The 20,838-nt window shown below is 71.8% G+C and carries 17 protein-coding genes, 1 tRNA gene and 1 pseudogene; 9 read left to right on the forward strand and 10 right to left on the reverse strand.

The genetic code is table 11. The features are described 5' to 3' along the window. Positions 1-234: 234 nt before the first annotated feature. Together AB0J69_RS10845 and AB0J69_RS10850 are read left to right on the forward strand one after the other, a co-directional pair. Entirely contained in the window at positions 235-1,161 is a 927-nt protein-coding gene (locus AB0J69_RS10845) for a nucleoside hydrolase (RefSeq protein WP_364115235.1), read from the forward strand. Between the two features lie 45 nt (positions 1,162-1,206). Then, positions 1,207-1,283 (forward strand) — tRNA-Lys (locus AB0J69_RS10850). A 48-nt stretch (positions 1,284-1,331) separates the two neighbouring features. Here the strand turns inward: AB0J69_RS10850 and AB0J69_RS10855 are convergent. The 3 genes from AB0J69_RS10855 to AB0J69_RS10865 all read right to left on the reverse strand — a co-directional run bounded on the left by AB0J69_RS10855 (position 1,332) and on the right by AB0J69_RS10865 (position 3,070). Beyond that, on the reverse strand, positions 1,332-1,664 hold the full coding sequence (locus tag AB0J69_RS10855; RefSeq protein ID WP_364115237.1) for a hypothetical protein: 333 nt from the start codon (positions 1,662-1,664) through the stop codon (positions 1,332-1,334). Positions 1,665-1,745: 81 nt separating this feature from the next. Next, positions 1,746-2,174, reverse strand: coding sequence for a nucleoside deaminase (locus tag AB0J69_RS10860; RefSeq protein WP_364115239.1), 429 nt, complete (start codon positions 2,172-2,174; stop codon positions 1,746-1,748). A 32-nt stretch (positions 2,175-2,206) separates the two neighbouring features. After that, positions 2,207-3,070 carry a DUF4429 domain-containing protein gene (locus tag AB0J69_RS10865; RefSeq protein ID WP_364115241.1) on the reverse strand — a complete coding sequence of 288 codons (864 nt, stop codon included), beginning with the start codon at positions 3,068-3,070 and terminating at the stop codon, positions 2,207-2,209. Positions 3,071-3,120: 50 nt separating this feature from the next. On the opposite strand from AB0J69_RS10865, the gene AB0J69_RS10870 reads away from it, so the two are divergent. Further along, entirely contained in the window at positions 3,121-3,702 is a 582-nt protein-coding gene (locus AB0J69_RS10870) for an HD domain-containing protein (RefSeq protein ID WP_364115243.1), read from the forward strand. On the opposite strand, the gene AB0J69_RS10875 is transcribed toward AB0J69_RS10870, so the two are convergent. Next, positions 3,699-4,409, reverse strand: a complete 711-nt coding sequence (locus AB0J69_RS10875) for an FCD domain-containing protein (protein ID WP_364115245.1) — start codon at positions 4,407-4,409, stop codon at positions 3,699-3,701. The two genes, AB0J69_RS10870 and AB0J69_RS10875, sit on opposite strands and share 4 nt — an antisense overlap. 100 nt (positions 4,410-4,509) lie before the next feature. Here AB0J69_RS10875 and AB0J69_RS10880 point away from each other — a divergent pair. The 5 genes and pseudogenes from AB0J69_RS10880 to AB0J69_RS10900 all read left to right on the forward strand — a co-directional run bounded on the left by AB0J69_RS10880 (position 4,510) and on the right by AB0J69_RS10900 (position 11,037). Then, positions 4,510-6,149: pseudogene (locus tag AB0J69_RS10880) on the forward strand (ABC transporter substrate-binding protein). After that, a complete protein-coding gene (locus AB0J69_RS10885) occupies positions 6,146-7,105 on the forward strand; it encodes an ABC transporter permease (RefSeq protein WP_364115247.1) in 960 nt (319 codons plus the stop codon). Before AB0J69_RS10880 ends, AB0J69_RS10885 begins: the two are co-directional and overlap by 4 nt. Then, a complete protein-coding gene (locus AB0J69_RS10890; protein WP_364115249.1) occupies positions 7,102-9,126 on the forward strand; it encodes a dipeptide/oligopeptide/nickel ABC transporter permease/ATP-binding protein in 2,025 nt (674 codons plus the stop codon). The genes AB0J69_RS10885 and AB0J69_RS10890 overlap by 4 nt, the downstream gene beginning before the upstream one ends. After that, complete coding sequence (locus AB0J69_RS10895; protein ID WP_364115251.1) at positions 9,119-10,108, forward strand: ABC transporter ATP-binding protein; 990 nt, start codon at positions 9,119-9,121, stop codon at positions 10,106-10,108. Before AB0J69_RS10890 ends, AB0J69_RS10895 begins: the two co-directional genes overlap by 8 nt. Continuing rightward, positions 10,105-11,037 carry a dihydrodipicolinate synthase family protein gene (locus AB0J69_RS10900; RefSeq protein ID WP_364115253.1) on the forward strand — a complete coding sequence of 311 codons (933 nt, stop codon included), beginning with the start codon at positions 10,105-10,107 and terminating at the stop codon, positions 11,035-11,037. The genes AB0J69_RS10895 and AB0J69_RS10900 overlap by 4 nt, the downstream gene beginning before the upstream one ends. Here the strand turns inward: AB0J69_RS10900 and AB0J69_RS10905 are convergent. The 6 genes from AB0J69_RS10905 to AB0J69_RS10930 all read right to left on the reverse strand — a co-directional run bounded on the left by AB0J69_RS10905 (position 11,029) and on the right by AB0J69_RS10930 (position 16,986). Continuing rightward, complete coding sequence (locus AB0J69_RS10905; protein WP_364115255.1) at positions 11,029-11,298, reverse strand: DUF1876 domain-containing protein; 270 nt, start codon at positions 11,296-11,298, stop codon at positions 11,029-11,031. The two genes, AB0J69_RS10900 and AB0J69_RS10905, sit on opposite strands and share 9 nt — an antisense overlap. 93 nt (positions 11,299-11,391) lie before the next feature. Continuing rightward, positions 11,392-12,348 carry a sugar kinase gene (locus AB0J69_RS10910; RefSeq protein ID WP_364115257.1) on the reverse strand — a complete coding sequence of 319 codons (957 nt, stop codon included), beginning with the start codon at positions 12,346-12,348 and terminating at the stop codon, positions 11,392-11,394. After that, positions 12,345-13,100, reverse strand: a complete 756-nt coding sequence (locus AB0J69_RS10915; RefSeq protein ID WP_364115259.1) for an IclR family transcriptional regulator — start codon at positions 13,098-13,100, stop codon at positions 12,345-12,347. Before AB0J69_RS10915 ends, AB0J69_RS10910 begins: the two co-directional genes overlap by 4 nt. 142 nt (positions 13,101-13,242) lie before the next feature. Then, a complete protein-coding gene (locus tag AB0J69_RS10920) occupies positions 13,243-14,355 on the reverse strand; it encodes a winged helix DNA-binding domain-containing protein (RefSeq protein WP_364115261.1) in 1,113 nt (370 codons plus the stop codon). An 82-nt stretch (positions 14,356-14,437) separates the two neighbouring features. After that, positions 14,438-15,988 (reverse strand): clostripain-related cysteine peptidase, encoded by a 1,551-nt coding sequence (locus tag AB0J69_RS10925; protein WP_364115263.1) that lies wholly within the window; start codon positions 15,986-15,988, stop codon positions 14,438-14,440. Further along, the gene (locus AB0J69_RS10930; RefSeq protein ID WP_364115265.1) at positions 15,988-16,986 is read right to left on the reverse strand and encodes a hypothetical protein; all 999 of its coding nucleotides are present in this window, start codon (positions 16,984-16,986) and stop codon (positions 15,988-15,990) included. The genes AB0J69_RS10925 and AB0J69_RS10930 overlap by 1 nt, the downstream gene beginning before the upstream one ends. A 217-nt stretch (positions 16,987-17,203) precedes the next feature. Here AB0J69_RS10930 and AB0J69_RS10935 point away from each other — a divergent pair, with 217 nt between their 5' ends. Further along, the gene (locus tag AB0J69_RS10935) at positions 17,204-20,791 is read left to right on the forward strand and encodes an AAA family ATPase (protein ID WP_364115267.1); all 3,588 of its coding nucleotides are present in this window, start codon (positions 17,204-17,206) and stop codon (positions 20,789-20,791) included. Positions 20,792-20,838 lie beyond the last annotated feature (47 nt).

Consider the following 20,838-nt stretch of genomic DNA (forward strand, 5'->3'; position numbering starts at 1 on the left):
TATTCGACCCCGTTATGACGCGACCGTTGCATTCGTCTCGGTAGCGTTGGAGCAGGTCAGGAGCACTGCAACTGACCGAAGGACCTTCACCGATGCGGACGCGGAGGGGGACCGCGGTTCGCAAGTGCGGGACCGCCGGCGTTTTTGGGGGAAAGCGCCGGCCTGGACCGCCGCCGATCGGGCCGGGCAGCTTTGGGGGAACTGCCCGGCCCGATCCATGCGTATCCTCCGGACGTGAAGAAAGTTCTCATTGACTGCGATCCCGGCATCGACGACGCGCTCGCGCTGGCCCTGGCCGCCGGCTCCACCGGCTCCCTCGACCTCGTCGGCGTCACCACGGTGGGCGGGAACGTCGATCTCCCGCTGACCACGGCGAACGCGCTGGCGTTGCGGGAGTTCCTCCAGATGGGTGACGTGCCGGTGACGCCGGGCAGCGCCGGCGCCCTGATGCGGCGGACGGTCAGGGCCACTGCCGTGCACGGGCTTACCGGGCTCGGCGACGTGGTGCTGCCGGCACCGGTGCGGGGGCCGTCGGAGGGGCACGCGGTCGACTTCATCGTGGAGACGCTGCGGTCCGCGCCCGGTGAGATCACGCTGGTGGCCGTGGGACCGCTGACGAACATCGCCCTCGCCGTACGCCGCGAGCCGCGCGTCGTCGAGTGGGCCCGCGACCTGGTCATCATGGGCGGCTCCTACACCCGCGGCAACCACAACCCGGCCGCCGAGTTCAACATGCTGGCCGATCCCGAGGCGGCCGCGATCGTGTTCGAGGCCGGCTGGACGGTCAAGATGCTGGGGCTCGACGTGACGCTGTCGGCCGTGGTGACCTCGGCGGTGCTGGAGCGGATGCGGCCGCTGGGCCGGCTGGCCGACCTGCTGGTGCCCGCCGCGCAGTTCTACGGGGTGGTGTCGGCCGAGGGCGGGCCGGCCATCCATGACGCGTGCGCGGTGGCGTACCTGCTGGATCCCGGTCTCTTCACCTGCGTGCCGGCCGTGGTGAACGTGGAGACGGCCGGGCAGTACACGAGGGGCATGACCGTGACGGACTTCAGGATCGGCGACCGGGAGGCGAACGCGCTCGTGGCGACCTCCCTGGACGTGAAGGGCTTCTGGGACCTGGTGGTGGGGACGTACGAGAGGCTGGCCGTCCGGCTGGGCTGACACGGGCGCGGGCACTGGCTGGCGGCTGATACAGTTACATCTGTTGCGCCGCTAGCTCAGTTGGTCAGAGCAGCTGACTCTTAATCAGCGGGTCCGGGGTTCGAGTCCCTGGCGGCGCACCACCACAGCGAAACGGGCACTGTCCACCGGACAGTGCCCGTCGTCGTCTCTCAGGCCGGTCGCTCGTCCACGCCGACGGCGCCGACGCCGCTGGTGAAGATGCCGCCGCAGTAGCCCTGGGACTGACCGGAGCCGCCCGGCGGGAGCGTCACCCACTCGCCCACCACGTCCGGCGCCCGCCCGCAGACCACCACGGCACGGAAGATCCAGGTCCGGTCCGTGGGGTTCCGGCAGGAGGCGATGCCGAGGTCGCGGTCGTTGGCGTGCACGAAGGTGTCGCAGTCGAGGATCGTGGCCGCCGCCGAGGCGGACGGCGCCGGCCACGCCGACAGGAGCGCGAAGGACCCGGCCACGGCCGCCGCGATGCGCATTCCCTTGAACATTTGCCCCTCCAGGACCAGAGATCGACCATCACTTTCCGCAGTCGATCGTATGCAAGGAGTGGCGAAGCTGTAAGCGGTTATTCAGCGGTAGTAGCCCTCGACGGGTACGCGTGCCTCCTCGTACAGGGCGGGGCCCTCGGACGGAGGGTCGGCGAAGGAGCTGCCGGGCGGCTTGAGGCCGTCGAGCTGCTCGCCGGACAGCGCGTACACCACCTTGCCCAGGCCCGAGCGGGCGATGGCGCCCGCGCACATGCCGCAGGGCTGGCAGCTCGTGTACATCGTGGTCGTGGCCGCGGCGGCGGGATCGAGCTCGCGGGCGGCCCAGCGGGCCAGCTTCAGCTCGGGGTGGGCGGTGATGTCCCGGTCGGTGAGGGAGCTGTTGCGCTCCTCGGCCAGGATGGTGCCGTCTGGGCCGGCCAGCAGCGAGCCGAACGGCGGATTGCCGCCGGCCCGGGCCTCGGCGGCCAGGGCGATCGCCCGGCGCAGCAGTTTCTCCGCGTCATATGTCACTGTGGCTCCTGGAGTTCTTTCCGGGTTGATGGTCACGAGTCCTGAAGGCGGCGGATCATGGCCTGCTTGGCCGTCGCGAACTCCTCGTCCGTCAGCACGCCCGAGCGGTGCAGCTCGCCGAGCTCGCCCAGCCGGCGCAGCACCGCGTCGTGCACGTCGTCGGAGACCGGCGGAGATGCAGGGGGCAGCTCGGGCACGTCACGCGGGATTCGGGCGAGCACGGCCGCGGCGACCAGGGCCGTCGCGCCGCCGAAGCGCTGGATGCCCCAGGACACGCAGCGCAGGTCCTTCTGCGGCGGTCTGGAGCTCGGGCCCTCGCCCTTGATCCGGAAGCGCAGCGTGCCGTAGCTCATGCCGGACTGCGGCCGCCACTCCACGCCGGAGATGTCCGGCAGCGGGAACTCCTGCGGGCCCGCCTTCTCCTTCTCCGTGCTGGCCCATCCGGTCCACTCCAGCCGCACCCGCTCCCCGTCGAAGAACGCCGTGCCGTCGCCGGCCGTAGCCGAGATGGGCACGTTCGGGACCGGAAGCAGGTAGTCGTCGCAGGGGCCGCTGGGGGTCTGGTAGACGAGCAGGGTGTCGCGGATCTCGTCGGCGAAGTATTCGGCGGCGCCCGCCCGGGTCTTCGGGACCGCCAGCCGGTAGGGGTCGGCGGGCGCGGTCAGCGTGCCGGCGGCGGCGTCGGACAGCGCGTCGGCTCCCTTCCGCAGCCGCAGGCGCAGGTGGCCGCCCTTGCGGGAGGGCTCGAACGCCACGCCGGCGATCGCCTCCAGCGGCACCATCACCTCGCCGAGGGTCCTGCGCAGCTCGTCCACGTCCTTGCCACTGCCCGGGACGATTCGCAGCATTTCCCCATTGAATGTCCACGACCCATCGGCGACAGCGATCTCGGCCATATTCTCACCCTAAGACACGCTCGCGGCACGATCACCTACGAAGGAGCGGGATGGAGATCTTCACCGGCTGGCCGTCCTGGGCGCATGCGGAAGGTCCGCTACGCGCGGCGCTGCCGCCGGCCACCGTGGGCGCCCTGCGCGAGGCCCTGGCCTTCGCCGGGCGCAAGCACGGGGTGCAGCAGCGGCCCACCGGGCGGCCCTACCTGGAGCATCTGCTCGAGGCGCTGGAGGTGGCCGTGTCCGGCGCCGGGGTGAGCGACAGGGACGTGCTGGTCGCGATCGTGCTGCACGACGTGCTGGAGGACACCGCCTGCACGGAGGGTGACCTCGCGCGGCGGTTCGGCCCCGAGGTCGCGGCGCTCGTGCGGCGGGTGACCAAGCCCCCCGGCGGGGTCAAGGCCGACTATCTGGCCTCGCTGGTCAAGGCGCCGCACAAGGCCGTGCTGGTCAAGCTCGCCGACCGGGTGAGCAACGTGCAGGAGCTGCAGCGGATGTCGTGGCGGTTCCAGCGGCGCTACTACCTGGAGACCGTCGCGTACATCATGCCGCTGGCCGGGGCCCACCCGTGGTTCGCGGAGTGGTTCGGGGAGTGGCGCCGCAGGTGGCGGCGGGTGGAAAGGTGGCCAGGCTAGGTTTTGATCTTCGCGACGCGGTTGCGGACGCCCTCGAAGTGCGCGTGTACGGCGGCCACGGCGGCGGCCCGGTCGCCGGCCAGGACGGCGGTGTAGATGTCGCGGTGCCGTTTGGCGACGTCGGCCGAGGGTTCGTCGGGTGCGCCCAGGGCGTCGCGGAGCTGGTAGTAGACGTCCCAGAACGCGCCGAGGAGCTGGCTCACCAAGGGGTTGCCGAGCGGGCGGTAGAGCAGGTCGTGGAAGAGGCGGTCGGTCTCGGGGGAGACCGGGCCGGCCTCGGCCTCGGTCTCCATCCTGGCCATGACGGCGGCGACGGGCGCCAGGTCGACCTCCGGGCCCAGCTCGATCAGGCGCTCGACGAGGCCGCTCTCCAGGATTTCGCGGATCTCGATCAGGTGGGCGAGGTGGTTGGCGCCGTTCTGCAGGGTGATGCGGCTGTGGAAGGTCAGCTCGTTGACCAGGCCGGCCAGGGACATGCGGCCGACGAACATGCCGAAGCCGTGGCGGATGTCGACGATGCCCACCGCCTGCAGGGCCTTCAGCGCCTCCCGGATGGAGTTGCGGCTGACCTGGAGCTCTTCCATGAGCTCCGACTCCGTGGGGAGGGGATCCCCGGCCACCAGCCCGCGCCTGACGATGAGGTCCTTGACGCCCTCCTGGGCCTCGGCGGCGCGGCTGGGACGCGCCGGACGCGGGACTGTGGTCATGAAAAATCCTTTCGCCGTAGGTAACATTCCGGAAATCTTCTGTTGACCTCAAGCACGGGCTGCGTTTAGCGTCCACTTTACGCACAAGATAGGACATGGGATGTCCCACGTTCCATATCCCCTCCAGGAGGCATCCGTGAGCTCTGAGTTCAGTCGCCGCGACTTCCTGCGTTACAGCGGGGCGACGGGTGCGGCGGCGTTCATCGCGGCCACGCTCTCCGCTTGTTCCGGAGGCCCGGCCTCGACCGGTTCGGTCGGCGCGGGATCGAACAAAGACCTGATCACCGCCGTCATCGGGTACGGCAACGACCAGAGCTGGGATCCGACCCAGACGGCGTCGGCGTTCGCGATGGCCGGGATCAGCCATGTCTACGAAGGGCTGCTCGACACCGACCCGGTCACCCGCGAGCCGTACCCGGCGCTGGCCACCGCGCTGCCGGCCGACCTGAACGCCACCACCTGGCGGTTCACCCTCAGGGACGGCGCCAAGTGGCACGACGGGCAGCCGGTCACGGTCGACGACGTGATCTTCACCTTCGACCGGATCATGGGCCCCGACAACGTCCTGACCGGCAACTTCTTCAAGTCCTGGCTGCAGGAGGTGAAGAAGGTGGACGAGCGGAACGTGGAGCTGGTCTTCAAGTTCCCGTTCCCCGACGCGGCGCCCCGGCTGACGATCGCGAAGATCATGCCGAAGCACGTGTTCAGCCAGGCGGGGGCATGGGACCAGGCCAAGGGCGGCAAGGCGGTGGGTTCGGGGCCGTACCGGCTGGCGGCGCACAACCCCAAGTCCAACACCTCGTTCGAGGCGTTCGACGGCTACAACGGGCCCCGGCCGGCCACGGTCAAGAAGATGAACTGGCTGACGATCGTGGACGCCGCCGCCCGCGTGGCCAAGATCTCCGGCGGGTCCGCCGAGGCGCAGATCGCCGACAACATCCCGTACGCCAACGTCGAGCAGCTCAAGCAGCAGGGCTGACGGTCGAGGGCGGCAAGGGCATGAACCACATGTTCCTGATGTTCAACACCGGCACGAAACCGTTCGACGACGTACGGGTGCGCCAGGCCCTGCACTACGCCATCGACAAGCAGAAGATGATCGACGTGGCGCTCAAGGGCCACGGCACCGCCTCCAGCTCCTTCCTCAACGAGGGGCACCCCGACCACAAGCGCGCCTCGGTCGTCTACGACCACGACCCCGAGAAGGCCAAGGCGCTGCTGAAGGAGGCCGGGGTCAGCAACCTGACGATCAACCTCATGGCCGTCAACGTGAGCTGGATCGCGGACTGCCTGCCCACCATCGCCGCCTCCTGGGAGGCCATCGGCGTCAAGACCACGCTGGAGCCGCAGGACACGGCCGCGCTGTTCACCAAGATGGACCAGTTCCAGGACTATCAGGTGGTCGCCGCGGCCTCGAACCCCAACCAGTTCGGCATGGACGCCGACCTGATCCTGCACTACAACTACGTGCCCGGCGGCCTGTGGATGAAGTACAGCCACTGGGACGGCACCAAGGACGCCGAGAAGCTGTTCGCGATGATGGACGAGGCCGGCAAGGAGACGGACAAGGCCAAACGGACCGAGCTGATCCACAAATATCTGGACTTCGTGGCTGAGCAGGCCATCCTCTACCCGGTCGTGCACAACGAGCTGATGACGGCCTGGGACCCGAAGAAGATCTCCGGCATCCGCGCCCAGCCGTACCCGGGCATCAACCTGCTGCAGGCCAAGAGGACATGACCCTCGTCGCCCGGATGCTGCTGCGGCGGCTCCTCATCCTGATCCCGCTGGTGCTCGGCGTGGTCGCGTTCGTGTTCATCGTCATGCGCTTCTCCGGCAGCAAGCCGGAGTACGCCTACTTCCAGGGCGCGAACCCGACCCCCGAGCAGATCCACCAGTTCCAGCTCGAGAACGGCCTGCTGGACCCGCTCCCCCTGCGCTATGTCCGCTTCGTCGCCGACCTCGCGCAGGGCGACATGGGCACCAGCGTGCTCACGAAGAAGCCGGTCATCGAGTCGGTGACGACCGCGCTGCCGCTGACGTTGCAGCTCACGTTCCTCGGCCTGGCCGTGGCGGTGGTGCTGTCGCTGGTCTTCGGCGTGACGGCGGCGATCTTCCGCGACCGCTGGCCCGACCAGGTGATCCGCATGGTCTCGCTGATCGGGGTGGCGGCGCCGGCGTTCTGGCTGGCCCTGCTGATGATCCAGTGGCTGGCGGTCGGGGAGGGGCTGTTCCCGACCGGCGGCTACATCAACCCGGCCGACTCGGTGGCCGGCTGGCTGCAGTCGATGACGCTGCCCGCGCTGTCGCTGTCGCTCCCGATCGCCGCCCAGCTCACCCGCATCATCCGCACGTCGATGGTGGAGGAGCTGGACCGCGACTACGTACGCACCGCGGTCGGCAGCGGCCTGCCGCCGATCGTGGTCGTCGGCCGGAACGTCCTGCGCAACGCCCTGATCAACCCGCTGACCGTGCTGGGCCTGCGCATCGGCTACCTGATCGGCGGCACCGTGGTCATCGAGACGATCTACGGGTTGCCCGGCATGGGCCAGCTCATGATCAACGCCGTGCGCGACGGCGATCCGGCCGTCGTCCAGGGCGTGGTGCTGACCATCGCGGTCGGCTTCATGGTCGTCAACCTGGTCGTCGACGTCCTGTATCTGCTGGTCAACCCCCGCCTCAGGAGCGCCACATGAGACAGTTCCAGCTGCGGCGGGGACTGGCGGAGCGCCTGTCCCGGCCGGGCATCGGGTTCCGCCGGCTGAAGCCGCTGTCGTGGATGTCGGTGGGCATCATCGCGGTGGTCGTGCTGGCCGCGCTGCTGGCGCCGTGGATCGCGCCGCACTCGCCGTACTTCCAGGAGGCCGCCGGCGGCGGCCCGTCCGCCGCGCACTGGATGGGGCTCGACAGCGCCAACCGCGACATCCTGTCCAGGCTCCTGTACGGCGCCCGCTGGTCGCTGATCATCGGCCTGGGCGCCACCGGGCTCGCCCTGGTGGCCGGGGCGATCATCGGCGCCGTCGCGGCCACCTCGCGCCGGGCCGTGGACGAGATCCTCATGCGGCTGCTCGACGTCATCATGGCCTTCCCCGGCATCGCGCTGGCCGCGGTGCTCGTGGCGGTGTTCGGTGGCAGCATCCCCGTGCTGGTCATGGCGATGGCCTTCCTCTACATGCCGTCCGTGGCCAGGGTCGTCCGGGCCAACGTGATCGCCCAGTACGGCGAGGACTACGTCGCGGCCGAGCGCATCATCGGCGCCCGCACGCCGCACATCCTCGTCAAGCACGTCGCGATCAACTGCGCCGCGCCGGTGCTGGTGTTCTGCACGGTGATGGTGGCCGACGCGATCGTGTTCGAGGCGTCGCTGTCGTTCATCGGCGCCGGCGTACGCCCGCCCAACCCCTCCTGGGGCAGCGTCATCGCCGACGGCAAGAACCTGGTGCTGCTCGGCGGCTGGTGGGCCACGGTCTTCCCCGGTCTGCTGATCCTGATCACCGTGCTCGCCCTGAACATCCTGGCCGAGGGCATCTCGGACGCCTGGGCCGCCCCGGCCGCGCGCAAGGCCCAGGTGCGCAAGGACGACGACGCGTTCGAGCAGGCCAAGCCCGGCTCCGGCGAGGTCGTCGAGCTGCCCGGCCTGGCCGAGGCCGCGCGCCGGCTGGCCGAGCGGGCCCGCCCGCTGCCGCAGGGCCCGCCGATCCTGGCGGTGGAGCGGCTCCGGATCGGGTTCCCCAGGCGGGTGGACAGCGTCGCGGACCCGGCGACTGTGGACAGCGTCGCGGACCCGGCGACTGTGGACAGCGTCGCGGACCCGGCGACGGTGGACGTCGTGGACGGCATCGGCTTCGAGGTGCGTCCCGGGGAGGTGCTCGGCCTGGTCGGCGAGTCCGGTTGCGGCAAGTCGCTGACCGCGCTGACCATCATGGGCCTGCAGCCCCGCGACGCCCGCGTCAGCGGCCACGTCCGGTTCGACCAGCGGGAGCTGCTGTCCGAGTCGAAGCGGGCCCGGCGCCGCCTGCTCGGCCACGAGATGGCGATGATCTACCAGGACGCCCTCTCCTCGCTGAACCCGGCCATGACCATCAAGGCCCAGCTCAAGCAGCTCACCCGGCGCGGCGGCCGGCGCAGCCCCACCGAGCTGCTGGAGCTCGTCGGCCTGGAGGCCCGCCGCACCCTGTCGGCGTACCCGCACGAGCTGTCGGGCGGTCAGCGGCAGCGGGTGCTGATCGCGATGGCGCTGTCGCGCGAGCCCAAGCTGATCGTCGCCGACGAGCCCACGACGGCGCTCGACGTGACCGTGCAGGCGCAGGTCATCGAGCTGTTGCTGAGGTTGCGCGAGGAGCTGGGGTTCGCGCTGATCCTCGTCTCGCACGACCTCGCGCTGGTGGCCGACGTGACCGACCGCGTGGTGGTCATGTACGGCGGCCAGATCGTCGAGACCGGCGTCACGGCGACCCTGGTCGGCAACCCCGCCCACCATTACGCCCGGGGCCTGCTGGGCTCGGTGCTGTCGCTGGAGTCGGGGGCCGAGCGGCTCACGCAGATCCGCGGCGTGGTGCCGGCGCCGGCCGACTTCCCGCCCGGCTGCCGGTTCGCCGACCGGTGCCCGATGGCCACGGACGTGTGCCGTACCGAGCGGCCGGTGCTGGAGGGGGACGCCGAGCACGCGGTGGCCTGCCATCACCCGGCCCGTGTGGAGAGTGAGCAGCATGCTTGAGCTGAAGGACGTGCACGTCGTGCACAAGGCCCGCTCGGGCGGGGTGTTCTCGCGCGACCGCGTTCACGCGCTGACGGGGGCGAACTTCACGATCGGCCCCGGCGAGACGGTCGGCGTCGTGGGGGAGTCGGGGTGCGGCAAGTCCACGCTGGCCAAGGTGCTGGTGGGCCTGCAGCGGCCGACCTCGGGCGCCGTCACGTTCCACGGCCGGGAGCTGTGGGGGCTGAAGGAGTCGGAGCGGCGCCGGCTGATCGGGTCGAACGTGGGGATGATCTTTCAGGATCCGTCCACGGCCCTCAACCGGCGGCTGCCGATCCGGCAGGTGTTGCGTGACCCGCTCAACGTGCACGGCCGCGGCACCCCGGCCCAGCGCGAGGCCCGCGTGCGGGAGCTGCTCGCCCTGGTGGGGCTGCCCGCGAGCGCGGCCGACGCGCTGCCGAGCCAGCTCTCCGGCGGGCAGCGCCAGCGGGTGGCCGTCGCCAGAGCGCTGGCGCTGGAGCCCGAGCTGGTGGTGGCCGACGAGCCGACCAGCGCGCTCGACGTGTCGGTGCGGGCGCAGATCCTCAACCTGCTGCTCGATCTGAAGGAGCGGCTCGGGCTGGCGCTGGTGTTCGTCTCGCACGACATCCAGACGGTACGCAGGATGAGCGACCGCGTGGTCACCATGTACCTCGGGCGGATCGTCGAGCAGACCCCGGCGCAGGCGGTGCCGCTGGGCGCGCGGCACCCGTACACGCGGGCGCTGTTCTCGGCCACGCCCGGGCTGATCTCGCCGATCAACCCGATCCCGCTGGTGGGCGCCGTGCCGTCGGCGACCAGGCCGCCCAGCGGATGCCCGTTCCGCACGCGGTGCTGGCGGGCGGACGACCTCTGTGCGGCCGAGTGGCCGGCGGCGGAGATCGAGGACGACCACCTCTTCCACTGCCACCACCCGGTGGCCGCGGGAGCGACCGATCTTGAACTGATCCAGGAGCGCGTATGACGTCTTCCAACATCGCCGGGTCCGCGACGCTGACCGGTGTCATCCCGCCGGTCTGCACGCCGATGACCCCCGAGTACGAGGTGGACACCGCCTCGCTCGTCCGGCTGATCGATCACCTGCTCGACGGGGGCGTGGACGCGCTGTTCGTGCTCGGGTCGTCGTCGGAGGTGGCGTACCTGACGGACGCGCAGCGGCGGACGGTGCTGGACACCGTGGTCGGGCACGCGGGCGGGCAGGTGCCGGTGCTGGCCGGGGTGATCGACATGACCACGCCGCGGGTGCTGGAGCACGCGCGGGTCGCGGCCGGGGCCGGGGCGTCGGGGCTGGTGGTGACGGCGCCGTTCTACACGCGTACGCATCCGGAGGAGATCCGTACCCACTTCAGGACCGTCGCCGCGCGGACCGGGCTGCCGGTCTACGCCTATGACCTGCCGGTCTCCGTGCACACCAAGCTGAGCGCCGGCCTGCTGCTGGAGTTGGCCGCCGAGGGCGCGCTGGCCGGGGTGAAGGACTCCAGCGGCGACGACGGCGGGCTGCGTGAGGTCATCCTGCGCCGCGAGGCGCCGTTCAGCGTGCTGACCGGGTCCGAGGTGACCGTGGACTCCGCGCTGTGGATGGGCGCCGACGGCGTGGTGCCCGGGCTGGGCAACGTGGACCCGCAGGGGTACGCCGAGCTGTACCGCTGCGCCTCCCGCGGTGACTGGGAGGCGGCCAGGGCGGAGCAGGAGCGCCTGGTCAGGCTGTTCGAGATCGTCCGCGTCGGCGGCGCGCGCATGGGCGGCAGCTCGTCCGGCCTCGGGGCGTTCAAGGCCGCACTCCACCTGCGCGGCGTCATTGACTGCCCGATCACCGCGCTCCCGCAGATCCCGCTCAACGACGACGAGGTCGGGCGGATCGGCAAGCTCCTGGCGAGCGCCGGGCTATTGTGATCTGCCCATCGGGCTCGCCATCTGGGCCACGTCCTCCGCGCCGTCCTCGATCAGCTTCGACGCCAGCTCCGACAGCGCCCGCCCCACGGCCAGTTCGTCCCCGATCCCCGGCACCGGCCGGTCGTCCGGATTGCGGCGGGCGTGTGCCACGCTCTCGTGCCGCTTTCCGTCCGGGGTGAACAGGACCGCCGTGGCCGTGGTCAAGGCGTCGTCGTCATCCTCGCTGATCCAGATCTGCACGTTCCACTGCTTGTACTCCATGACGACCACCTCCCTACGTCCAGCCTCCCCCCGGGAGAGGCGGACGTAAAGGTGAGCGGTCAGCCTTCGGCGTGGGCGGCCGCTCGTCGTTCTCTAGCGGCTCACGCCGTCGGCGGGGCTCCGCAGCAGGTCCAGGTCGGCTCGCCGGGGCAGGCTCTCCCAGTCGCCCTGCGAGGTCACCGCGAACGCCCCGGCCGCGCACGCGGTGCCGAGCCGCTGCCCGGGCTCCGCCCCGGCCAGCCAGTCCGCCAGCCAGCCGGCCGCGAACGCGTCCCCCGCCCCGACGGAGTCGACCTCGGTCACCCGGTACGGCTCCGCCCGGCGTACGACGCCGTCGGACAGCTCCATGGCCCCCCGCGCCCCGAACTTGATCAGCACGTGCCGCGGGCCCAGCGCCGCCAGCGCCGTGGCCAGCTCCTCGGCCCCCTCGACGTCGGCGATCAGCCGGCCCTCGGCCTCGGTCGCGAACAGCACGTCCACGTCTCCGGCCGTGTCGCGCAGCCAGGCACCGGCCTCCTCCGGCGTCCACAGCGCCCGCCGGTAGTTGACGTCGAGCGAGACCGGCACCCCGGCGGCCCGCGCCTCGGCGATCGCGTGGCGGACGGCCTCCCGCGCCGACGCCGAGAGCGCGGGCGTGATGGCGGAGACGTGCAGCACCCGGGCCGACCTGATGAGCTCCGGGTCCAGGTCGGCGGCGCAGAGCCGCGAGCCCGCGCTGTCCTTGCGGTAGTAACGCACGTCGATGAGGTCGGCCGTGCGCCTGCCCTTGATCATCAGGCCGGTGGGCGCGCCGGCGTCGGGGATCGCGTGCACGTCCACGCCCTCGCCCGCGAGCGTCGCCCGGATCAGGTCGCCGAACTCGTCGGCCCCCACCCGGCCCACCCAGGCCGCGCGGTGGCCGAGCCGGGACACGCCGATCGCGACGTTGGACTCGGCGCCGCCCAGGCCGAGGTCGAAGTCGCGGGCGAAGCGCAGCGGCCCCGTGCGGCGGGCGGCGAACAGCGCCATGGTCTCGCCGAAGGTCACCAGATCGGTCGTCGGTCGCGTCATCGGCTCGGGCCACCCAGCTTTCTCGAGATCCGCGCCGCCGCCCCGGCCACCAGCGGCCCCAGCTCGCGCACCCGCGCGGCGGTGATCCGCGAGGTGAGGCCGGAGACGGAGACGGCCGCGGTGACGGCGTCGTCGTGGTTGAAGATCGGCGCCGCGACGCAGCGCACCTCGGGCTCGTTCTCGCGGTCGTCCACCGCGTAGCCGCGGCGCCTGATGTGCGCCAGCTCCGCGCGCAGCCGCTCGACGTCGGTGATCGTGCGCTTGGTCCTGGGCTCCAGGACCAGCTCGGTCAGGATCTCCTCGGGCTGCCAGGCCAGGATGGCCTTGCCGACCGCGGTGGAGTGGAGGGGGCCGCGGCTGCCGATGCGCGAGGCCATGCGGACGTTGGCCTCGTTCTCCACCTTGTCGATGTAGACCACGTGCGGCGGGTCGTAGACGACGAGGTGGACGGTCTCGCGCACCTCGCTCATCAGCCGGTGCGACTCCTCGGCGGCCACGGCCCGCAGGTCGAGGGTGGCGAGGTAGGCCTGCCCGAGGCGGAGCGTGCCGTGGCCCAGCCGGTAGGCGCCGGTCCTGCGGTCGCGGTCGAGCAGTTTGGCCTCGACGAGGGGCACGGTGAGGCGCAGCACCGTGCTCTTGGACAGGCCCACCGCCTCGGAGAGCTGGGTCAGCGACAGCCCCGAGTGCTCGCGCACGTGGTCCAGCACGGTCAGGGCGCGCCTGAGCGAGGCGGACTGGTTGCGTTCCTGCACGGTGCCCAACATACCGACGAAACCGCAGTGCAACATGTTGTTCTGCATCGCACAACAGGTCGGGCCGAGGGGTCCACGGCCCGCCCGGCGGTTCCGATCCCGAGTGCTGATCTTCTTCGTGGCGGTGCGGCGCCGGCTGGTGTCAGGACTTGGAGGGGCCGTCAAAGACTGAAATTTCGTGCTTGTCGCCCGGGGCCAGGAACTCCAGCAGCCGCCGGGCCTCCTCCTCGACCTCGTCCAGGGCCTTGATCGGCTCCCACTGGTGGAGGTTGAGGGTGGCGGCCCCCTTGGTCCGCGTGACCGTCCAGTCGCCGGCCGTGACGCCGTCCACCAGGATGGCGCGCGGCATCACGTTGGTGCCCATGAAGCCCCGGAGCGCCGCGAACCCGGTCTCGGTGATCACCCTTGACCGGTCGGCGTGGGAGAGGAAGAGGTTGTCGAAGTCGTACATGAGGCGCGGGGGCGCCGGGACGTCCTCGGCGGGTCGTACGGCGTCGGGCAGGTCGTACAGGATCCTGCCGCTGTCGTCCCTGAACCTGACCAGGTCCAGCGACTCCACCACCTCGCCCAGCCGGGTCAGCCCCGACCACGTCTGCGCGTCCATCACCGACGCCGGCCCGAACGCCGCGAGATAGCGCCGCACCAGCTCGGCCGGGGTCATCGGCGGCGTCGCCCGCTGGGCCTCGGCACCCAGCCAGGACTCCGCGCTGGTGTGCGCGACCGGCCCGCTCCGGCCCCACAGGCCGCGCGGCGGCACCTGCACCAGCGGCACCAGCCAGCGCACCCCCTGGCCCAGCGCGTGCGGGTCGTTGTCCGGCCACCGCTCGGCCAGCGCCCGCCCCAGGTCGGCGAACGTCATCGGCCGCTCCGCCAGCAGCGCCCGCCCGGTCGCCGCCAGCTCGTCCAGGTCCACCCCCACCAGCCGCTTGCCGAACGTCGTCCGCGTCATGCGCTCGGTGACCTGCTGCAGCAGCGGCCGCATGGCCAGGCAGTCGCGCCCGCTGACCAGGTGGATGGTGGAGCGCTGCAGCGCGATGCGGACGAGCTCCCTGGAGAGCAGCAGGGCGGCGGCGTCGTTGGGCGCGAAACCCTCGACGCGGTTCCAGAGCCCGACGTACCAGGTGTGCGGGGTCTGTGCCTGGAGCCCGCCCAGGCGCTCCACGACCTCGACGACGGAGAGGCCGGTGCGGCGCAGCAGGTGCTGTCTGTCCAGCGTGGCTCGGTTGAGCGCTCTGCGGCTGATGAGGGGATCCATGACACAAAGGTAGGGGCTATTGCGGCCGGTCCCGGGCCGCAATAGCCCCAGCGGCGCCGGCGGATCGCCGGCATGTGGCCTCCTAACGCCTGATGGTACGCGCGTTCGCGTAGTCTCTGAGGAATTCGTCCCACTCTGTGTGCTGGGCGATCTGGAGGTCCGCGTAGAAGCGCGAGATCGTGCGCTCCATCGGGAAGTACGCGCTGAGCCCGCCGCACGCCTCCACTTTGTCGCCCTGGTGTGCCTCGTTGACCACGAAGCCGCCGGGCGTCTGGACGGCCAGCAGCTTGTCGGCCACCGAGGCCAGCGTCGGGTCGGTCCGCGAGTCCGCCACCAGCGCCAGGCAGATCGTCCGCAGGTCCACCAGCGACCGGTCGAAGTGGAAGCGGGTGGCCACGGACTGGACGCTGTCCACCACGGACCGGTTGGCGCGCACCTGCTGCCGCAGGCCCGCCGCCAGCGACTGGAACTCGCCCATGAACTCCTCGATCCGCGTCGCGTCGACCGCGCACTGCGTGACGGTCTGGTGCGTGCTGCGGTAGGACCTGGCGTACTCCTCCACCACGATCCGCCCGAGCTCCCGCGCGTCCATGCGCGGGTTGGCCGCCATGGCGGCCAGGATCTCGGTGTACGGCCAGCCCTCGTTGGGCTCCAGCTCCTCCGAGCCCACCACGACGGCGGCGTGCTCGCGGATCTCGTAGCAGACCTCGAGGTTGCTCATCAGGCAGGCGTCCATGCCCAGCAGGTCGATCGGCCGGCCGAGCTCCTCGTGGACGCGCCGCATGACGTTGCGCAGCTCGATGGTGTCGAGGGAGTGCAGCGTGCCGTCGTCGCTGGCGATCGCGCGGTCCTGCCCGGTGGGCAGCTTGAGCACCTCGCCCAGCGACGTCGTGAACACGGCCTTGGTGATCTCGGGGGTCTCCGTCAGCCTGGCCAGCTCGGAGAAGGCGGGCTCGCCCTCGGCCATGGCCATGCGCGGGGCCCGCCGTACGTATCCCGTCTCGATGTCATGCCGGACCGTGCGGCCCCTGACCTGGGTGTAGATCTGGTCGAGGTCGTCCGGGGTCCAGCCGCCGCCGTGGTTCCAGACCACGAGCGCGTACCGCCTGGCGGGGGCCTGGTGGGCGGCCCAGCGGACGAAGTCCAGGAGGGTCTGCGGGTGGCCGGAGTCGACGGGCGGCTGCAGCTCCTCGATCAGGTCGGGAGCGCCGCCGGCGCTGATCTCCATGTGCTGGGCCCGGCCGCCGGCGTCCTGCCGCTTCACGAACGCGGTGACCCGGACGCCGTTGTACGACTGGACGGCACGCAGCTCCTCCAGGTCCCGACCCGCGGCGTCGGACAGGTTGTTGTTGCCGGCCATGTAGACCATGAAGTTCCACTCGGCCGGTTCGTCCGAGTGCGTGCGGTGTTCCTCGGTCGTGGCCCGGGTCCGGCCGAGCGCCCGCCACGTGCCCGGGCCGGCCACGCCGTCGGCGGGCAGGCCCTCGCGCTGCTGAAGGCTCAGCACGGCGCCGTAGGTGGCGCCGCCGAAGTACCCGTCGGCCTGTACGCGGTAGCCGCGGGCGCGCAGCGACTCCTGGAGCCGCCTGACCTCTTCCCCTCTGCTGCCGAGTCGCAGCGTGGGCCCGGCCATCAGTCGGCGGCCCAGTGGAAGTTGAGGCACTTGCCGTCGGGCGACAGGTCGCCGATCGGGATGACGTACATCGGCGTGTGCTCGCCGAACATCCTGGCCTTCCACAGCACGATGGCGCCGCCGGCCTGCACGGACCTGGACTCGAAGGTGGCGTACCGGTCGCCCTCGGTCTCGACGAAGCAGATCTGCCGGTTGGTCTCGTCGGTGACCTGGATGCCCTTCCACCACATCGAGTGGGGGGCCAGGCTGAGGCGGACCTCGGTGGTGCCGGGGGGCGCGGGGGTCTCGGTCAGGTGGAGCACGTCGCCGTCGCGCAGGCGGTGGGCGCCGGCCAGGTCGCTCCTGCTGATCCTCATGAGCTGGATCGGGTCGCGTCCGGGCATGCGCTCGTACCTGATGGGTGTGCGCTGGTCACCGTGCACGATGGCGAGCAGGTCGGGCAGCTGCGCGATGATCGCGGGCAGCGTGGCCTGGACGATGGGACCGAAGTAGCGCTGGTTGAGCTCGCGGTCGGTGACGCGTACGGGGTGCTCGGAGCGGTTGCCGTGCATGGTCTGCAGCAGGCCGGGGAGCACCTGCATCATGATCGGCGCGATGGTGCCGATGAGCTGCGGCACGAACTGGAGGAAGCGCTCCTCCTCGTTCTGGTCGGTGTCGGCCTTGGGCGGGCCGAAGGAGAGGAGCTGCTCCACGAGCGGCGGGATGATGGTCTGCACGACCGGCATGAGGACGGCGGCGACGTCCATGAACGAGCGGTCGGCGGCGAGCTGGGCGTAGGCCTGGGGGAGGGCGTACCGCTGCTGTTGCTGCTGGTACTCGACGGGCCGGTGCTCCATCCGCGGCCCCATCGGCAGCAGGTGTTGCTGGTGCGGACGTGCGCCGAACTGGTCTGCTGCCTGGTGGGTCAGCTGGAGGCCCTGGAGGATCGTGGGGAACAGCACGTTGAGAATCCGTGCCTCCGCTCCCCGCTGCTCCTCTGCGATGTAGGACGGCATCATGTTCTCCCGGCATTTGGGGGCATTCGTCCACGTTGGACGCTATGAACGCTCTTTGCTGCGAGCATCAGGGAACGCCCTGGGGATAACCCCGGGGCGTTTCCCTAATGACCGAAAGAGCTGACTCGGGTCAACTCGGGACAACGGGACACTGGACGGTTGTCGGAGCAAGGCACACGATGAACTTTGGCCTGGCGACTCCGGCGAGGGGGTGAGACCGATGGCGACGCGCGCCCTTCGCAGCGGCCCCGAGCGCTCCCGGGACGAACAGTTCGTCGGCCGCTGCCGCGAACTCGCGGTGCTCCACGCTCAGCTCGGTCGCGTCTGCGAGGGGCGGTCCGGCCTCGTCGTGCTGGAAGGACCGGCCGGGATCGGGAAGACCGCGCTGGCCGGGGAGTTCCTGTGCGCCATCGAGAACGCGGTCGTGCTGGAGATCAGCGGGGACGAGGGCGAGTCCGAGCTGCCGTACGGCGTGCTGGGGCAGCTCGGGGCGCAGGTGCAGCAGCTCCCGGACGCGCTGGCCGGGCTGGCGGGGCCCGGGGCGCAGCTGCGGCGGCCACTTTCTGACACGCCGGCCGGGGGCGGGACGCAGGCGCAGCGGCTCCCTGACGCGCTCGCGGGGCGCGGGGCCCAGGCGCAGGGGCTCCCTGACGCGCCGGCGGGGCGCGGGGCGCACGTGCAGCGGCTCCCTGACGCGCTGGCGGGGTTGGCCGGGCCCGGGGTGTTCGTGTGGCCGGATCCGCTGGTGGTCGGGGCCGGGCTGCTGGAGCTGCTGGCCAAGCTGCAGCAGAGCGCGCCCGTGGTCGTCGCGATCGACGGGGCCGACTGGGCGGATCTGCCGTCGTTGCAGGCGCTGACGTTCGCGCTGCGGCGGCTGCGTACCGATCGGGTGCTGGCCATCATGATCGTCAGGGAGGACGACCATCCGCGGCTGCCGGACGGGCTGCGGCGGCTGCTGCGCAGCAGCGCGGCGCTCCGGCTGCCGATCGGCGGGCTCAGCGCGCGCGAGCTCCAGGCGCTCAGCGCCCGGCTGGGGCCCGTACGGCTGACGCCCCAGGCCGCCGAACGGCTGCACGAGCACACCAAGGGTGTGCCGCTGCACGCGCGGGCGCTGCTCCAGCAGGTACGCGCCGAGACCCTGGCCGACGTGGACGCCCCGCTGCCGGCGCCGCGGGCGTACACGACGCTGGTGCTCGGGCGGCTCGGGCAGTGCGATCCGGCGGCGCAGCGGCTGCTGACGGCGGCCGCCGTGCTCGGGACGTCCGCGCCGCTGCACCTGGTGGCCCGGATGGCCGAGCTGGCCGAGCCGCTGCCGGTGCTGGAGCAGGTGACGGGCGCGGGGCTGCTCGTGGAGTGGCGTACGGCGGCGGGGGTTTCGGTGGGCTTCCCGAACCCGCTGGTCAGGGCCGCCATCTACCACGACCTCGGACCCGCCACGCGGCGGCGGCTGCACCTGCTGGCCGCCGAGCTGGTGGGCGACGTCGTGCACCGGCTGCACCACCGGCTCGCCGCCGCCGACCAGGTGGACGGGGAGCTGGTGCGGGAGGTGGCGCTGGTGGGCCGGCGGCAGGCGGCGGCGGGGCGCTGGTCGAGCGCGTGCGGGTGCCTGACGCGGGCGGTGCAGCTCACGGGGGAGGGTCCGGAACGGGACCGGCTGATCGCCGAGGCTGTGGAGGCGCTGCTGGCCGCCGGTCGGCCGGTGGACGCCGGTGCGCTGGCCGGGCAGGTGGCGCCGGGCGGGGATCCGGCGGTGCGCGACTACGTGCTGGGGTCGGTGGCGTTGGTGGCGGGGCGGGTGGAGGAGGCGGTCCGGCGGCTGGACCACGCGTGGTCGCAGGCCAAGGGGGACGGGCGGCTGAGGGCGGGGGTGGCGGCGCGCCAGGCGATGGCCGCCCTGCTGCGGGGCCGCGGCCCGGACGCCGCCCACTGGGCCGAATGCGCCCTCACCACCCCACCCCCCGCTCCCCACCCGCCGGACGGTGACCGGCCCTCGAAAGGTGCTCGGCTTTCGGACGGCCACCGGCTTTCGGTGGGCGCTCCGCCTTCAGAGGGTGACCGGCCGTCGGACGGACATCGGCCTGCGGGGCGTGCCCGGCCTTCGGAAGAAGACCGGCCGTCGGACGGACACCGGCCGGTGAGGGGTGCCCGGCCAGCGGAGGGCGGCCGGTTTGTGGGGGGTGACCGGCCAGCGGAGGGCGGCCGGCCTGCGAGGGGTGTCCGGCCTGCGGAGGGCGATCGGCCGTTGGACGGTGACCGGGTCTCGGGGGTCGCGCGATCTTCGGGAGGGGGCCGGCCTCTGGACGGTGTCCCGCCTTCGGCGGGTGAGCAGTCGCGCTCGGCGGGACCGCCGCCGGGCGGGGTCGCGGGGGATGGGCGCGCGTCTTCTGCGCAAGGCGAGCTCCTGGGAGGTGGGGTGTCACTGTCGGAGGGCGGCCTGCTGCCGGGGGCGGAGAGCGGGCACTCCGCGGGCACTCCGGCGTCCGACGGTGGGCGGTCTTCGCGCGACGTGCTGTCTTCGGGGGGCGAGCAGTCACGTTCGGTGGTGTCGTCGCCGGGCGGGGGAGCGGTGGGTGGGCGTGCGGGGTCGTTCGAGGGTGGGCACGGGGTTGGTGGGGAGCTTGTGAGGTTTGCGTGGCTTGTGGGGGCGGGGTTGGCGGGGCGGGTCGAGGAGGGGGTGGCGGCTTGCGGTGAGTTGCCGGTGCCGGGTCAGGCGTCGGCGGGTGAGCTCGGTGCGTTGCTGGGCCGGGGCGTGTTGCGGCTCTGGGCGGATGATCTGGCCGGGGCCCAGGCGGACCTGCTCGGACTGCTGGCCGTCGGGGCCGATCGGTCGGCGCCCTTCCAGCTCCTGGTGGCGGTCGCGCTCGCCCAGGCCGAGTACCGGCTCGGCCGCTGGGACGAGGCGGTCGGGCACGCCGAGGTCGGCGTCTCGACCGCCGACGACTTCGGCCAGGCGTGGCTGGCGAGTTACGCCCACGCCGTGGCCGCCCTGGTGCCGGCCGCCCGGGGCGAGTGGGAGCGGGCCACCACGCACGTACGGGCCGCCCGCGCCGCCTGCTCGCCCGACAACGCCTCCGCCCAGGTCAGTACGGCCGCCGCCGAGGCACTGGTCGCCACGGCACGCGGCGACCACGACGCGGCCGTCACCGCCCTCATGCCGCTCACCCGCACGAACCTCCCCGACGAGCCGGTCGTCGTGCTCTGGCGCACGCTGCTGGCCGACGCCCTGGTCAACGCCGGGCGGCCGGAGGAGGCCGACGCGGTCCTGGTGCCGTGCGAGCTGCTGGCCCTGGACAAGGAGCGGCGCAGCGTCCTGGCCGCCGCCGCCCGGGCCAGAGCCGGGCTGCACGCCGCCAGGCACGAGCCGGTCGAGGCGGAGACCTGTTACCAGGTGGCCCTGGAGCACACCGCCAAGGTCGACATGCCGTTCGAGGAGGCCAGGATCCAGCTCGCGTACGGAACGTTCCTGCGGCGCAGGGGCCGCAGGTCGGCGGCCGCCGAGCAGCTCGAAGCGGCCCAGCTCACGCTGTCCCGGCTGGGCGCGCTGCCGTACCTGGAGCAGTGTGATCTGGAGCTGGCCGCGAGCGGGCGCGCGGTGCTGCGCCCGCAGGACACCGCCAGGCTGGGGCTGACGCCGCAGGAGCACACGGTGGCGGTGCTGATCAGCAGGGGGCTCACCAACCGGCAGGCGGCGCGGAAGCTCGTGCTGAGCGTCAAGACCGTCGAGTACCACCTCAGCCACATCTACACCAAGCTCGGCATCACCTCCCGAACGGCGCTCATCGGGAGGTTGAGCGATCTCGGCGAGTAGCACACCTGGCCGGCTTGTTGATCGAACGAAAGGAAACGTTCAGAACG

The organism is Nonomuraea sp. NPDC049709, assembly GCF_040674815.1.
GTDB lineage: Bacteria > Actinomycetota > Actinomycetes > Streptosporangiales > Streptosporangiaceae > Nonomuraea.